The sequence below is a fragment of the Shinella sp. AETb1-6 genome (assembly GCF_009826875.1).
In the GTDB taxonomy this organism is placed as follows: domain Bacteria; phylum Pseudomonadota; class Alphaproteobacteria; order Rhizobiales; family Rhizobiaceae; genus Shinella; species Shinella sumterensis.
Genome location: NZ_WUMM01000013.1, coordinates 108,771 through 121,452, shown reverse-complemented (window position 1 = coordinate 121,452; position 12,682 = coordinate 108,771). Strand labels below are relative to the sequence as shown.

At 61.7% G+C, this 12,682-nt stretch carries 17 protein-coding genes; 6 read left to right on the top strand and 11 right to left on the bottom strand.

The genetic code is table 11. The features are described 5' to 3' along the window. Window positions 1-301 precede the first annotated feature (301 nt). Together GR158_RS20605 and GR158_RS20600 are read left to right on the top strand one after the other, a co-directional pair. Window positions 302-1,171: an SDR family oxidoreductase gene (locus GR158_RS20605; RefSeq protein ID WP_246665730.1), complete on the top strand. Its 870-nt coding sequence runs from the start codon at window positions 302-304 to the stop codon at window positions 1,169-1,171. A gap of 11 nt (window positions 1,172-1,182) precedes the next feature. Further along, the gene (locus GR158_RS20600) at window positions 1,183-1,443 is read left to right on the top strand and encodes a hypothetical protein (protein ID WP_160872394.1); all 261 of its coding nucleotides are present in this window, start codon (window positions 1,183-1,185) and stop codon (window positions 1,441-1,443) included. 153 nt (window positions 1,444-1,596) lie between these two features. On the opposite strand, the gene GR158_RS20595 is transcribed toward GR158_RS20600, so the two are convergent. From GR158_RS20595 to GR158_RS20545, 11 genes are all read right to left on the bottom strand, one after another. Continuing rightward, on the bottom strand, window positions 1,597-1,809 hold the full coding sequence (locus GR158_RS20595) for a hypothetical protein (RefSeq protein ID WP_160872393.1): 213 nt from the start codon (window positions 1,807-1,809) through the stop codon (window positions 1,597-1,599). 116 nt (window positions 1,810-1,925) lie between these two features. Then, on the bottom strand, window positions 1,926-2,963 hold the full coding sequence (locus tag GR158_RS20590) for a Gfo/Idh/MocA family protein (RefSeq protein WP_160872392.1): 1,038 nt from the start codon (window positions 2,961-2,963) through the stop codon (window positions 1,926-1,928). 7 nt (window positions 2,964-2,970) lie between these two features. Continuing rightward, entirely contained in the window at window positions 2,971-3,420 is a 450-nt protein-coding gene (aroQ, locus tag GR158_RS20585; protein ID WP_134650361.1) for a type II 3-dehydroquinate dehydratase, read from the bottom strand. Window positions 3,421-3,452: 32 nt separating this feature from the next. Next, the gene (locus GR158_RS20580; RefSeq protein WP_160872391.1) at window positions 3,453-3,821 is read right to left on the bottom strand and encodes a 5-carboxymethyl-2-hydroxymuconate Delta-isomerase; all 369 of its coding nucleotides are present in this window, start codon (window positions 3,819-3,821) and stop codon (window positions 3,453-3,455) included. Between the two features lie 13 nt (window positions 3,822-3,834). Further along, entirely contained in the window at window positions 3,835-4,689 is an 855-nt protein-coding gene (locus GR158_RS20575; RefSeq protein ID WP_160872390.1) for a shikimate dehydrogenase, read from the bottom strand. A 21-nt stretch (window positions 4,690-4,710) separates the two neighbouring features. After that, window positions 4,711-5,445 carry an amino acid ABC transporter ATP-binding protein gene (locus tag GR158_RS20570; protein WP_160872402.1) on the bottom strand — a complete coding sequence of 245 codons (735 nt, stop codon included), beginning with the start codon at window positions 5,443-5,445 and terminating at the stop codon, window positions 4,711-4,713. A gap of 45 nt (window positions 5,446-5,490) precedes the next feature. After that, on the bottom strand, window positions 5,491-6,315 hold the full coding sequence (locus GR158_RS20565) for a transporter substrate-binding domain-containing protein (RefSeq protein ID WP_160872389.1): 825 nt from the start codon (window positions 6,313-6,315) through the stop codon (window positions 5,491-5,493). Window positions 6,316-6,350: 35 nt separating this feature from the next. After that, the gene (locus tag GR158_RS20560; protein WP_134650357.1) at window positions 6,351-7,001 is read right to left on the bottom strand and encodes an amino acid ABC transporter permease; all 651 of its coding nucleotides are present in this window, start codon (window positions 6,999-7,001) and stop codon (window positions 6,351-6,353) included. Window positions 7,002-7,011: 10 nt separating this feature from the next. Further along, window positions 7,012-7,680: an amino acid ABC transporter permease gene (locus GR158_RS20555; protein WP_134650356.1), complete on the bottom strand. Its 669-nt coding sequence runs from the start codon at window positions 7,678-7,680 to the stop codon at window positions 7,012-7,014. 53 nt (window positions 7,681-7,733) lie between these two features. After that, window positions 7,734-8,549 carry a sugar phosphate isomerase/epimerase gene (locus GR158_RS20550; RefSeq protein ID WP_160872388.1) on the bottom strand — a complete coding sequence of 272 codons (816 nt, stop codon included), beginning with the start codon at window positions 8,547-8,549 and terminating at the stop codon, window positions 7,734-7,736. Next, window positions 8,546-9,268: a GntR family transcriptional regulator gene (locus GR158_RS20545; protein WP_160872387.1), complete on the bottom strand. Its 723-nt coding sequence runs from the start codon at window positions 9,266-9,268 to the stop codon at window positions 8,546-8,548. Before GR158_RS20545 ends, GR158_RS20550 begins: the two co-directional genes overlap by 4 nt. A 250-nt stretch (window positions 9,269-9,518) precedes the next feature. Between GR158_RS20545 and GR158_RS20540 the strand changes: the two genes are divergently transcribed. Genes GR158_RS20540 through GR158_RS20525 form a run of 4 tightly spaced genes read left to right on the top strand, consistent with a single transcriptional unit; the run spans window position 9,519 to window position 12,674 of the window. Continuing rightward, window positions 9,519-10,412, top strand: a complete 894-nt coding sequence (locus GR158_RS20540; protein ID WP_134650353.1) for an intradiol ring-cleavage dioxygenase — start codon at window positions 9,519-9,521, stop codon at window positions 10,410-10,412. A gap of 20 nt (window positions 10,413-10,432) precedes the next feature. Continuing rightward, window positions 10,433-11,215: a 2-oxo-hept-4-ene-1,7-dioate hydratase gene (gene hpaH, locus GR158_RS20535; protein ID WP_134650352.1), complete on the top strand. Its 783-nt coding sequence runs from the start codon at window positions 10,433-10,435 to the stop codon at window positions 11,213-11,215. A gap of 8 nt (window positions 11,216-11,223) precedes the next feature. Continuing rightward, window positions 11,224-11,994 carry a 4-hydroxy-2-oxoheptanedioate aldolase gene (gene hpaI, locus GR158_RS20530; protein ID WP_134650351.1) on the top strand — a complete coding sequence of 257 codons (771 nt, stop codon included), beginning with the start codon at window positions 11,224-11,226 and terminating at the stop codon, window positions 11,992-11,994. Further along, window positions 11,994-12,674, top strand: coding sequence for a transporter substrate-binding domain-containing protein (locus GR158_RS20525; protein WP_160872386.1), 681 nt, complete (start codon window positions 11,994-11,996; stop codon window positions 12,672-12,674). Before hpaI ends, GR158_RS20525 begins: the two co-directional genes overlap by 1 nt. The last annotated feature ends 8 nt before the right edge of the window (window positions 12,675-12,682 follow it).

Here is a 12,682-nt window from a genome sequence, read left to right as displayed (position 1 = left end):
GCCCCCCACAACCCCCCCGCCTCTTGTATGAAGATGTTGTCGCTTGAGGCGTCGGACCGCATAAACGGAAACTGCAGGCGCGACATGTATCGCGCCTGCAGTTCCAGGGACCGCTCCAGGCTATGCTCGAAGCAAGTCTCCAACATGGAGCGGGCGAATATGTTCCCGCAGCCTTCGATAAATTGGCGGACGATAACGAGGCTGGAGCCGGCGGCGGCTCGGATTGCCTGCGGCTGTCCAGCAGGGAACATCGCGGCGGACGCCGAGTTGGGTGATCGAACCCACTCACACGGAGACCGAGATGTCTGAGAACAACGTGCGTCGTCCTGTTCCGCCCCAGCCGGAACAGCAGCAGAACCCTCCCGGCCTGACGAACGCGATGAACCCGCCGCCCGACCATGGCGAAGACAGTTATGTCGGGGCCGGCCGCCTCGAAGGGAAGGTTGCGCTTATCACTGGTGGTGATTCCGGTATCGGCCGCGCGGTCGCCATCGCCTTTGCGCGAGAAGGCGCTGACATCGTGATTTCCTACCTGAGCGAGGATCAGGACGCGAACGACACCGCGCGCCTCGTCGAGGCCGCCGGCCGCAAGGTCGTGGTTCTGCCGGGCGACATCACACGCGAGGAGCACTGCCAGCATCTCGTCCGCCAATGCCTTGAAAATTTCGGCCGGATCGACGTTCTCGTCAACAATGCCGCCTTCCAGCGCACCTATGGCGATATCGCCGATATCAGCACCGAGGAGTGGGACCAGACCTTCCGAACCAATATCTACGCGCCGTTTTTCCTGGCGCGGGCTGCGATCCCGCACATGAAGCGGGGCAGCGCGATCATCAACACCACCTCGATCCAGTCCCGCCAGCCCTCGCCGCATCTGCTGGCCTATGCGTCGACGAAGGGCGCGATCTCGAATTTCACCGCCGGCCTCGCGGAGATGGTTGCCGACAAGGGCATTCGCGTGAACGCGGTCGCCCCGGGTCCCATCTGGACGCCGCTCATTCCCTCCACCATGCCGCCTGACAAGACGAAGGACTTCGGCAGGCAGGCGCTGCTCGGGCGCGCCGGGCAGCCGGCCGAACTCGCTGGCGCCTATGTCCTGCTCGCCTCGGATCTCGGCAGCTACATGACGGGGGCGGTGATCCCCGTCACGGGCGGCGAGATCATGATCTAAGGGAGGTTGAGATGACGGATATCCGCAAACACGGCTTTGAAAGCGATGCGCAATGGCGTGAATATCTCGAGGAAATCGACGAGCGGGTGATACGACCTGCCGCAAGGCCGCGCGACACGCAGGCCGATCTCGACATCCTGGCAGCGATGCGCGCTGAAGTCGCCGATATGCGCCAGCGTGTCCGCGCCCGCCGTCGTCAGGACACGACGCGATGGTGGAATATTGCCGGCGCCGCTGTGCTCGTTGCCCTGGTGGCAATTGCCAGCCGGTAAGCAAAAGCCCCGGTCTTGGCCGGGGCTTTCAGTTCTTGCGGGGATGTGCAGCACTACAAACCTCTTTGCGGAGAAGCGGATTCCATGCGGTGCGAGCGGATATGGTGGTTCCGCCGCCGGCGATCGTTGAACTGCTACAGCGGGGAGCCTGCCTCATTCCACCGTGAACGGGACGTCCGGGACGGAATCCGGGAATGTCGGAAGGTCCTGCAGCATCCATTTCCTGTAGAGATCGGCCAGTTTGCCGTTCGCCTTGACGGTATCGAGAAACGCGTTGACCGAAGCGTTGATCCCCTTTTCACCCAGCCGCGTACAGGCACCGATATAGAGGCTGGTGAGTTCGATCTTGTTCTCGTAGTTGCGCATCCCTTAGATCGTCAGATACGATGTCCCTGATTTCCGGAAGATCTTCCAGGATGGCTTCTGTATCGATTGTCCTGCCGGAAGGTTGCACGGTCTTTCCTCCTTGGATGGATTTGGGGTCAACTCACCAGAACACGCTCTGCGGACTTCGCCGATCTTTTCACGGCATCGATCACCTTCAGCGTTTGCAGGCCCTCAAGGCCACTGACGAGCGGCTGTTCCTCACCCCTGATGACCTTGCAGAACTGCCTGATCTGCAGGACGAGCGGATCCTGCGGCTCGTATTCCACCCGTTCCTTCTCGAAGGGCTCCCACCAGCTGCGCTTGGCGGGATTGCGCCAGACGTCAAGCGATGGGATGACAAGGGAACCGTGCGTGCCGCCGATGACGTAGCAGGCCTCGTCCGCTTTCGGATAAACCGGGTTTTCCCCTGTCGTCATCTCCCAGCTCCAGGGCGCCACGACGGCGTCGGAAACGGATGCGGTTGCGAGAACGCCGTTCTCGAATTCGATGAGGATCACGGCCGTCTCCTCGACCGCGTTTCCACGAACCGCATTGGATTCCCGTGCCTGCACGGCGGTGATATTGCCGAACAGATACCGAAGATTGTCGATGTCATGAATGAGGTTGAGGAAAACCGGTCCCGCGCCTGCCTGGCGGCGCCAGTCAATATCGAAATAGTCGTCCGGCTTGAAAAGCCAGAACATCGCATTGACGACAAGCACCCGTCCAAGCCGGCCGCTATCGATGATGTCCTTGGCTTTGCGCATCATCGGATTGTGCCGGCGATGGTGGCCGGTGAGGATCGGCACCCCTTTCGCCTGCGCTGCCGCGATCATCCGCTCTCCGGACGCGATGTCGTCGGCGATCGGTTTTTCGATCAGCGCCGGAATGCCGGCCTCGATGGCTTCGAGACCGTTCTTCACATGGATCTGGTTGGGGGTCGCGACGATGATGCCGTCAGGTCGATCCACGGCGATCATGTCGGCAAAGCTGGCGAACCACTGCACGCCGGCTTCCCTGGCTATCGCCTCGCCGGCAGGCGTGGGATCCACCACGGCGCTGAGCACCGCATCCGGTTCGCGCGTCACATGCTCGATGTGCCGCTTTCCGATGAGGCCGGCTCCGAGCACGGCCAGTTTCACAGGGGCAGTCATTGCGGGCTCATTTCTTCTCTGCGGACTTGATCAACGTCGCGACCCGGCGCAGGCCGAGCTGGTAGCCTTCGGTGCCGAGCCCGCAGATGACCCCATCGGCCCGATGGGAAACGAAGGAATGATGCCGGAAGCTTTCGCGCTTGTGGACGTTGGAGATGTGAATTTCGATGACCGGGCCTTCGAACGTGTTCAAGGCATCGAGAATGGCGAGCGACGTATGGGTGAACGCAGCCGGATTGATGACGATGCCGGCGCCGTCCTCGCGCGCTTCATGGATCCAGTCGATGATCTCGTATTCGCGGTTGCTTTGATGGAAGCGGATGTCGTGACCGAGCTCGGTTGCCAGCTTGCGGCAGTCCGCCTCGACGTCGGCAAGCGTTTCATGACCGTAGATATGGGGCTGGCGTTTGCCGAGCAGGTTGAGGTTGGGACCGTTCAGGACATAGATCAGGCTCACGAGGTTCTCCTCTCATTCTGAAAGCCGGCAGTTCAGTCAAGCGTGCTTTCCTGAACCGCGAGTGCGGGATCGGATTCATAAAGGTCGACGCGAAGGCCGAGACGGCCCTCGCTGAGTGCTGGTGCGGCGACGACACGGGCCGCCTGCAACGTGGCCCGCACAAGCTGCTGCTTGGTTTCCAGCGAGCGGCCGGGCGCCATGCGAATGATGATCTGGATGAAATGGTTCTGGGGATGCTCATCCGCGACGCAGGAAAACGTCGCCTCGCGGGCGAACGTGCGGACGGCTTTCGGCTTTACGACACCGCCATCGCGAATGCAGCGGTGCACCGCCGTGGTCAAGGCTTCGATCGGCACGCGTTCACCGGCGCCCCGGCTGTATTCGATCACAATGTGAGGCATCGATTTCGGCCTTTCAACGCGTGGTCAGGTCGTCGAAATGGCGCGACATGCGTTCCGTATCGGGGGCGATGCCCGTGAAAAGCTGGAACGCGGCCGCTGCCTGAAAGACTGTCATGCCACTGCCGGGCAGGGTGCGGCAGCCCTTGCCCTTCGCCAGGGCAAGGAGCTCGGTTTCCAGCGGCATGTAAACAATGTCGGCCACCCAGTGACGTTGCTCCAGCCACTGCGGTTCGATCGGCAGGCCGGGATGGCTCTTCATTCCGGTCGGCGTGGCGTGGATCAGCCCGTCTGCGGCACGCAACGCGGCGCCGACATCGGTCGTCGCCTCCGCACATGCCCGGCCGAACCGGTCGTTCAACTGGGAAGCCAGGCGTGCGGCGCGGTCGCTGTCCTGGTCGAAGATCGCCAGGCGCTCTATTCCGAGCTTGATCGCCGCATGGGCCACTGCAACGCCGGCGCCGCCTGCGCCGAGCAGAACGGCATGAGATTTGGCGACGTCCGGCAGGCCGCGCTCGAAATTCTTGTAGAAGCCATACCAGTCGGTGTTGTGACCGACCCGCTCGCCGTTCTGGAACACGATCGTGTTCACGGCGCCGAGCATTTCGGCGTCGTCTGACAGCCGTGTGAGATAAGGGATCACCGTCTGCTTGCAGGGATGGGTAATGTTGCTGCCGGCAAAGCCTCTTTGCTCTTCCTCGTCGAGAAGAGCGGGAAGGGCAGATGCCGGCAGGCCGCGCTCCGTCAGGTCGAGCAGTTCGTAGTGATAGTCAAGGCCCTGATGCCGGCCTTCGGCCTCGTGAAGGGCCGGCGACTTCGACATCTGAATATCCGCGCCGATGAGGCCGACCAGGTAACGCCTGTCGCTCATGCTTCAAGTCCTTGTCTATGTTCAGTGATGCGCGAGAATTTCACCAAGGAAGGTCTTGGTGCGCTCGTGCTTCGGCGACGTGAAAAAGATGTCCGGTTCCGCTTCCTCGATAATCTCGCCGGAAGCCATGAAGATGACGCGGTCGGCAACCTGGCGCGCGAAGCCCATCTCGTGCGTGACGCAGATCATCGTCATGCCGTCGCGCGCCAGTGAAATCATCGTGTCGAGGACTTCCTTGACCATTTCCGGATCAAGCGCCGATGTCGGCTCGTCGAACAGCATGATTTTCGGTTCAAGGCAAAGCGCGCGCGCAATAGCGACGCGCTGCTGCTGGCCACCCGAAAGCTGCGCCGGATATTTGTCCGCCTGGTCGAGGATGCGGACGCGCTCGAGATACTTCCGCGCCAGCGCTTCGGCCTCCGCGCGACCCATTCCGCGCACCCGCATGGGCGCCAGCGCGCAATTCTGCAGCACGGTCATGTGCGGAAAGAGATTGAAGTTCTGGAAGACCATGCCGACTTCCCGGCGGATGGCATCCACAGCCTTGCCGCTGCCGTCGAGCACCCGGCCTGCGACCGTTATCTGCCCGCTTTCGATGGTTTCCAGCACATTGATACAGCGGATCAACGTCGATTTTCCGGAGCCGGACGGCCCGCAAAGAACGATCTTCTCGCCTTTGCGGACCGTCAGATTGATGTCCTTCAGAGCATGAAAGGCGCCGTACCACTTTTCCACTTTTTCAAGCGAAATCAGCATCGATTGAGTGTTGTCGGAAGCTGTCACGACGCCCTCCTTGATAGGTCAGTTCACGGTGAAGGGGATGTTGGGAATGGATTCCGGGAATTGCGGAAGGTCGATCCCCATCCATTTCTTGGTGATGGCGGCCAGTTCGCCGTTCGCCTTGATCTTGTCGATGAAGGCGTTGACGGCGTCGTTCCAGTCCTTTTCGCCCAGTCGCGTTCCGACGCCGTTATAGGTCGTCAGGAAATCGATCTTGCGCTCGTAGGTGCCGGCCGCCGCAGCCTCGAGCCGCTGGCCATAGAACTGGTTGCCGCCGACGGCCTTTACCTGGCCTGAAATCAGCGCCTGGATGGTGGCCGCATCATCGTCGAAGCGACGGACCGTGGCCGTTGAGCCGACGGCATCGGTGACGGCCTTGTCCTGCGAGCTCGACTTCGGCACGCCGATTTCCCAGCCTGCCACGTCTTCGACGGTCGCAACCTTGTCCGCCTTGGCGGCATAGAGTGCGATCGTGTTGGCGGCATACGGCTTGCTGTACTGGATCGACTTGGCGCGCTCTTCCGTCATCGCCATCGTGGCGAAGAGGATATCAACTTTGCCGGTCGTCAGGGCGGGGATACGGTTCGCCACGGCGAGCGGCTGGAACTGGACCTGGACACCGATCTCCTTGGCAAAGAGCGTCGCCACGTCGGCATCGAAGCCGTCCTGGGTGCCGCTCGAGTTCACGAAGCCCCAGGGTGCGTTGTCGCCCTGGATGCCGACGACGATCGTGCCCTTGGCCTTCACCTCTTCAAGGCTGGCCGCAGATGCGGCGGTCGTGCCGCCCAGGACCAAGGCCGTCGTTGCGAGCACCACGCCCATGAATGTTCTGCGATTGTATTTCATGTTATTTCCTCCTCTTTGAATTGTCGTTTGAAGGGTCAGCGGGCGGCCTTGGCCATCCGTTTTTCGAGAGCCGTTCCGAAATGGGAGAGCGGCCAGCAAATGATGAAGTAGATCGCGCCGACGATGCCGAAGACGAGCAGGGGGCGGTACGTCTGGTTCGAGATGATCTGCCCGGCGCGGGCAAGTTCGATGAAGCCGACGATTGCCGCAAGCGACGTGCCCTTGATCAGCTGCACCAGGAAGCCGATGGTTGCCGGCATGGAAATCTTCAGGGCCTGCGGCAGGATGACGTCCTTCATGCGCGACACGTAATGAAGCCCGAGCGCGTTGGCGGCTTCCGTCTGTCCCTTCGGCACAGCCTGGATGGAGCCGCGCCAGATTTCACCGAGGAATGCACTGGCATGCAGCGTGAAGGCGATCGCGACGGCGAGCCAGGCGCTCACATTGATGCCGAGCAGGGCGACGCCGTAATAGACGACGAACAGCTGCATCAGCAGCGGTGTGCCCTGGAAGAGCCCGATATAGGCTGCGGCGGTGGCGCGCGCCGCAGGGCTCTTGGAGACGCGCGTGAGCGCAATCAGGATCCCGAACACGCCACCACCGATGAAGCCGATGATCGCAAGCAGGGCCGTCCATTTCAGGCCGTGCAGGATGAACAGGAATTCGTTTGCTCCGATAGGTCCCATGGCCAAACCTCTATCGTGTCGGGTAGCTGAAGTAGCGGCGGGAAATGAGAGCGAAGATGCCCATCATCACGGTGGAAATGACGAGGTAGATCCCGGTCACGATGAAATAGACTTCGAAGCTTCTGAAGGTGTCGGATTCGATCCTCTGTGCCGCCGATGTCAGCTCATAGGCCGCGATCGACGTGCAGACGGAGGTCGTCAGCGTCAGCATGATGAACTGGCTGGTCAGAGACGGATAGATCGCGCGCAGGGCCGGCTTCAGAACGATGAGCCGGAAGACGTCGGCCTTGTGGAGGCCCAGGGCGTAACCGGCCTCGACCTGGCCTTTGCTGATGCTTTCGACACCGCCGCGGATGATTTCGATCGCGTAGGCGCCGCCATTGATGCCAAGCGCGATGATGGCGGTCGTCGTCGGATTGAGGCGGATGCCCATCAGCGGCAAAGCGAAATAGATGTAGAAGATCTGCACGAGAAAGGGCGTGTTGCGCACGATCTCGACGAACGCGATGACGGGCGCACGCACGATCTTGTTCGGCGATGTCCGGCCGATGACACCCACCACGCCGATCACCAGCGCGAGCGCCATGCCGGCGAAGGCGAGCCCGAACGTTCCGAGCGTAGCCCACAGCAATTCGGGGGCGCGCTCGAAGACCACGCCGAAGTCGAACTGGTAATTCATGAAAGGGTCTTCCTCCTCCGGGCGCAGCCTCCACCGCGCCAGATCCAGAATGTCTAAGTTTCTGCTCGTAGAATTTCGCGTGCTTTCAGATTGAGATTTCGCAGATGCGCCGACGCCGGTGTGTCACCCACCAGCGGCACTTCGACCGAAATCGCGGCCTTGCCGGAAAGCTTCGCAACCAGGTCTTTGAGCGCAAGTATTCCATCGCCCGGCGCCAACCGTCCTGCCCGCGCCTCGTTTATCATGCCTTCGGCGCCCTCCGGCGGCGGTCCGGCCACATCGCAAAGCTGAACGTGCCGCACGATATCGACATCGATCTCATCGACGCTTCCGCCGTTGCGAAAGAAGTGTATGGCATCCACCAGGGCGCCGGCATTGTCCTGCCCGCAGGCATGGACGAGTGCGGCACTGTCCTTGTAGCTGCTGACCGCGCGCCAGCCCATGTTTTCGATGTCGACAGCCATGCCGTACCGCCCGGCGAGCTGGCAGAACGCATTGAAATTGTCGACGAGCCGGCTGCGATCCGTATCGTCGCCGCAGGTCGATAGCCTTCTGGCGCCGATATCCGATGCGGCCGCAACGATATGTTCGATGGCGGTCGGGTTGAAATCCGGGCCGACAATGAAGAACTCGATATCGAAAACCCTCATGCCTTCACTGTCGAGCAGGGTGCGGAACTCCGATGCGGCCCGGCTGCCCTGCGGCAGTTCGTAGTAGGGCGCGCCGGCGAAAGCGGGATGAAGCCGAAGCCCGACGGCGCTGAACCCGGCCGCCGCCGCCTGCCGGACGAATTCGTGCGGCGGCAACTGGATCGCGGAGAAATGTGCGACGCCGATCGGGCTTTCCTGCATCTGCCGGACGTCCGTCATCGTACCGCTCCGGTGCGGGCCAGGTGGGCCAGGAGATTGGTCCCCGTGCGATGGATATGCTGGCGCAGCTTGTCGGCGGCATAATCGCTGTCGCGGGCGACCGCGCCCTGTGCGATTTCGCTATGCTCCTGGCTCACGTTCCGGTCGCCGGACGTCTGCTTGAGAAATGTCCGGCGGTAGCGATCGTTGAGATTGAGCAGCGTCTTGCAGAAATGCAGAAGAAGGGGTTTGCCGCAGCCTGAAATCAGGGTGAGGTGGAAGTCGCGGTGGACCGCTTCCCAGTGTTCCAGTGTTTCCGGCTTGCTCGCATCGCGCTCGGCGCGGTTCAGCTTATGAAGGGCGCGCATGACGTTGCCCTCCCATTCCACGTCGCCGACCCGAATGGATTCCTTGAGCGCGAAAACCTCGAACTCCTCGCGAAGCACTGTGATTTCCTCAAGGTTCGCCAGCGAGACGGGGGAAACCCGATAGCCGCGATTGTCCTCGAACTCGACCAGGCCGTCCGAGATCAGGCGCGCCAATCCTTCGCGCAACGGGCTCAGGCTGACATTGAACGCCTGCCGTTCCTTGTCGAGATTGATCTTGCTGCCGGCTTCCAGGCTGCCGGAAATGATGGCTTCCCGCAGCCGGGACGCAAGCTGGCTGCCGATCGTGTTTTTCCCGTCGTCGGAAAAACTGCCGATCTCGGCTGGGCTTATTGCGCCGACCTGCTGCTTCATTCGATCCTCCCGAACGGAAATCGTCCGTCGTCGATGATGGATAGGATAAACGATTATTCTTGTCAACCGTCAGGAAAATTGTTGTGCGCCTTCGGCGGATGCCCGTGAAGAAACTTATAGAAAGATAATTAAATCAGTGATGTGCTGAATCGCCTTTGTTCGGTCGCGGATTGAGAACGGCCATGTCGCCCTCCATCGCTTGACAAATAATCGATTATCGCTGTATCGGTCCGCTATCGGGAGGTGGCATATGGTCATTAAAACTGAAAGCGACGTAACGCCCGCCGTGGTGGCGGCGATGCAGCAGACGTCCGACCCAAGGACGCGCGAAATCCTCGTGGCCCTCGTGAAGCATCTTCATGCCTTCGTGCGCGAAGTGCGTCTGACGGAGGCGGAGTTTCGCGACGCCACCGCCATCCTGAACGAGATCGGGCAGCTTCAGACCGACAGTCACAACGAGTTCGTGCTGATGTCGGGCTCGCTGGGCGTTTCCTCGCTCGTCTGCCTGCTCAACAATGGTGACAAGGGGCAGACAGAGACGTCCCAGTCGCTTCTTGGTCCGTTCTGGCGCCTGAATTCTCCACGGGTCGAAAACGGCGGAACGATCATTCGTTCCGATACGCCCGGTACGCCGCTTTTCGTGCATGCCCGCGTCGTCGACCGGGAGGGCAAGCCGATCGTCGGCGCCGAAGTGGATGTGTGGCACGCATCGCCTGTCGGTCTTTACGAAAACCAGGATCCCGACCAGGCGGAGATGAACTTGCGCGGCAAGTTCCTGACCGATGCGGACGGGCGCTTCTGGTTCCGCACCGTGAAGATGGTGGGCTATCCCATTCCCGTCGATGGTGTCGTCGGTCGAATGCTCAAGGCGCAGGGCCGTCATCCGTATCGGCCGGCACACCTGCACGCCCTGATCTTCAGGCAGGGCTACAAGACGCTCATCTCGCAGGTCTTCGATCCCAGCGACCCGCATATCGCATCGGATGTGCAGTTCGGCGTGACCGCCGCGCTCACAGGGGACTTCGTCCGTCATGACGAACCGCATCCGACGGACCGCGACATCGAGGGCGAATGGTACTCGCTCGACTACACCTATGTCATGGAGCCGGGCGAGGCGGTCCTGCCGCGCCCGCCCATCAAGTAACGAACGCCCGGAGCCAGTTCATGATCACCGAAGAGCAACGTCAGGCGGCGGCAGACGCCATATTGAAGGCGGAGACCGAGCGAAAGCCGATCGTGCAGCCCAGCAAGACCTATCCCGATCTCGACCTCGAGGACGCCTATCGTATTCAGGCGCTTTGGGCGCAGTCGCGCATTTCCCGCGGCGCCCGGGTCGTCGGCCACAAGATCGGCCTCACCTCCCGCGCCATGCAGATGGCATCCAAGATGACGGAGCCGGACTACGGCGTCATTCTGGACGACGCGCTCTATAACGACGGCGCGCAGATCAAGGCGGATCTGTTCATCAAGCCGCGGCTTGAAGTCGAGCTCGCGTTTATCATGGGCGAGGACCTCTCAGGGCCGGGCACCCGGATCTACGACGTGATGCGCGCGACGGAATTCGTCGTGCCGGCACTCGAGATCATCGACTATCGCACGGAAGTGCCGCGGGCGATCACCGATACGATCGCCGACAACGCAGCCTTCGGCGCCATCGTGGTCGGAGGACGCGTCATTCGACCCATGGATATCGATATCCGCTGGGTCGGCGCGACGCTGTCGAAGAACGGCATTATCGAGGAGTCGGGTGTGTCGGCGGCGATCATGGGCCATCCCGCAGCCGGCATCGCCTGGCTCGTCAACAAGCTGCATGCCGTTGGCGGCGGCCTGAAGAAGGGGCAGATCGTGCTGGCTGGCTCGTTCACGCGCCCCGTCGATATCGCCGCGGGTGACGTTATCCAGGCCGACTACGGTCCGGTCGGGTCTATCGGCGTTTCGTTTCTGTGAGGTGGCAGATGGATCTTCCCGTCAATAAATTCAAAGCGAAGCTGCAGGCAGGCCAAAGCCAGCTCGGCCTCTGGTGCGGACTTCCGGGAAGCTATGCGGCTGAAATCGTCGCGCCGGCAGGGTTCGACTGGCTGCTGTTCGACACGGAGCATTCCCCGAGCGACGTGCTGACGGTGTTGCCGCAGTTGCAGGCCGTTGCCGCCTATGATGTCGCGCCCGTCGTGCGGCCAGCGATCAATGATCCGGTCCTCATCAAGCGCTTTCTGGATATCGGCGTGCAGACGCTGCTCATTCCCTATGTCCAGAACGCAGCTGAAGCCAAGGCCGCCGTCGAGGCGACCCGCTACCCGCCCGAAGGTATCAGGGGCGTTTCGGCGCTGACGCGGGCCACGCGCTTCGGCAGGGTGAAGAATTATGCGCAGCAGGCAGCGCAGGAGCTCTGCGTTCTCGTCCAGGTCGAAACACGCGACGCGATGGCGCATATCGAAGCCATCGCGTCGGTCGATGGCGTGGATGGCGTCTTCATCGGCCCGGCGGATCTTGCCGCGAGCTTCGGTTATCCCGGACAGCCCGGCCACCCGGAAGTGGTGGAGGCCATTGAGAAGGCCATCGGGCTGCTCAAAAGGCTCGGAAAGCCGGCCGGAATACTCACGCCGGATGAGAAATTCGCAGCGCGGTGCATGGAGCTGGGAACGCTTTTCACGGCGGTTGGCGTCGATGTCGCCGTGCTGGCGCGCGGTGCGGAAGCCTTGGCGGGCAGGTTTGCGGGGCGGGCTTGATGGCGATCCCGGACAGCGTTCTCGCCGAACTGGCACCGATCGGCACGCTCCGCGCGGCGGTAAACGGCAGCAATGCCGCCCTTGTCCGTATCGATGAACGCACAGGGGTGCCGACCGGACCGAGCGTCGATTTGGCAAGCGCTTTGGCAGACGAAGTCGGCTGCCCGCTTTCCATCGTGAAATATCCGTCGGCGGCAGCAATTCTGGCGTCGGCGGAGCGGAACGAATGGGATATCGCCCTTATTGCGGCAGATCCATCGCGGACGGATCGCTTCGCGTTTTCCCCGCCCTACACGTTTGTAACGGCAACCTACCTGGTGCCCGAGATGTCCGATGCCAAATGCGTGGCGGACATGGATGTTTCAGGCCGTCGCATAGCGGCCGCTCGTGGCGCCGCCTACACCAAAGAGATCGAACGTCAGGTAAAACACGCGACGATCGTTTATGTCGAAACCCCATCGGCGGCTGTGGAGATGCTGAGGGCCGGCGGAAGCGATGCTGCTGCCGGGCTGAGGCAGTCCCTCGAACCCACGGCGCTCGGGGATCCCGCATTTCGCACACTGCCTGATGCGTTTTCCGAAATTCCCCAGACCGTTGCCGTCCTCAAGGACAACAAAGCCGCGGCGGCCTTCGTCGCAAAGTTCGTCGAGAGCAATTTGCGTAAGGGTTCGCTCCAATAACAAGCGAC

Excerpts from the sequence above, each read along its gene's own strand:
- GR158_RS20545 (WP_160872387.1), bottom strand. The coding sequence starts at position 9,268 with ATGAAGCAGCAGGTCGGCGCAATAAGCCCAGCCGAGATCGGCAGTTTT.
- GR158_RS20540 (WP_134650353.1), top strand. The coding sequence starts at position 9,519 with ATGGTCATTAAAACTGAAAGCGACGTAACGCCCGCCGTGGTGGCGGCG.
- GR158_RS20590 (WP_160872392.1), bottom strand. The coding sequence starts at position 2,963 with ATGACTGCCCCTGTGAAACTGGCCGTGCTCGGAGCCGGCCTCATCGGA.
- GR158_RS20580 (WP_160872391.1), bottom strand. The coding sequence starts at position 3,821 with ATGCCTCACATTGTGATCGAATACAGCCGGGGCGCCGGTGAACGCGTG.
- GR158_RS20525 (WP_160872386.1), top strand. The coding sequence starts at position 11,994 with ATGGCGATCCCGGACAGCGTTCTCGCCGAACTGGCACCGATCGGCACG.
- GR158_RS20570 (WP_160872402.1), bottom strand. The coding sequence starts at position 5,445 with ATGCTGATTTCGCTTGAAAAAGTGGAAAAGTGGTACGGCGCCTTTCAT.
- GR158_RS20565 (WP_160872389.1), bottom strand. The coding sequence starts at position 6,315 with ATGAAATACAATCGCAGAACATTCATGGGCGTGGTGCTCGCAACGACG.
- GR158_RS20595 (WP_160872393.1), bottom strand. The coding sequence starts at position 1,809 with ATGCGCAACTACGAGAACAAGATCGAACTCACCAGCCTCTATATCGGT.
- GR158_RS20600 (WP_160872394.1), top strand. The coding sequence starts at position 1,183 with ATGACGGATATCCGCAAACACGGCTTTGAAAGCGATGCGCAATGGCGT.
- hpaI (WP_134650351.1), top strand. The coding sequence starts at position 11,224 with ATGGATCTTCCCGTCAATAAATTCAAAGCGAAGCTGCAGGCAGGCCAA.
- GR158_RS20550 (WP_160872388.1), bottom strand. The coding sequence starts at position 8,549 with ATGACGGACGTCCGGCAGATGCAGGAAAGCCCGATCGGCGTCGCACAT.
- GR158_RS20605 (WP_246665730.1), top strand. The coding sequence starts at position 302 with ATGTCTGAGAACAACGTGCGTCGTCCTGTTCCGCCCCAGCCGGAACAG.
- GR158_RS20575 (WP_160872390.1), bottom strand. The coding sequence starts at position 4,689 with ATGAGCGACAGGCGTTACCTGGTCGGCCTCATCGGCGCGGATATTCAG.
- hpaH (WP_134650352.1), top strand. The coding sequence starts at position 10,433 with ATGATCACCGAAGAGCAACGTCAGGCGGCGGCAGACGCCATATTGAAG.
- GR158_RS20560 (WP_134650357.1), bottom strand. The coding sequence starts at position 7,001 with ATGGGACCTATCGGAGCAAACGAATTCCTGTTCATCCTGCACGGCCTG.
- GR158_RS20555 (WP_134650356.1), bottom strand. The coding sequence starts at position 7,680 with ATGAATTACCAGTTCGACTTCGGCGTGGTCTTCGAGCGCGCCCCCGAA.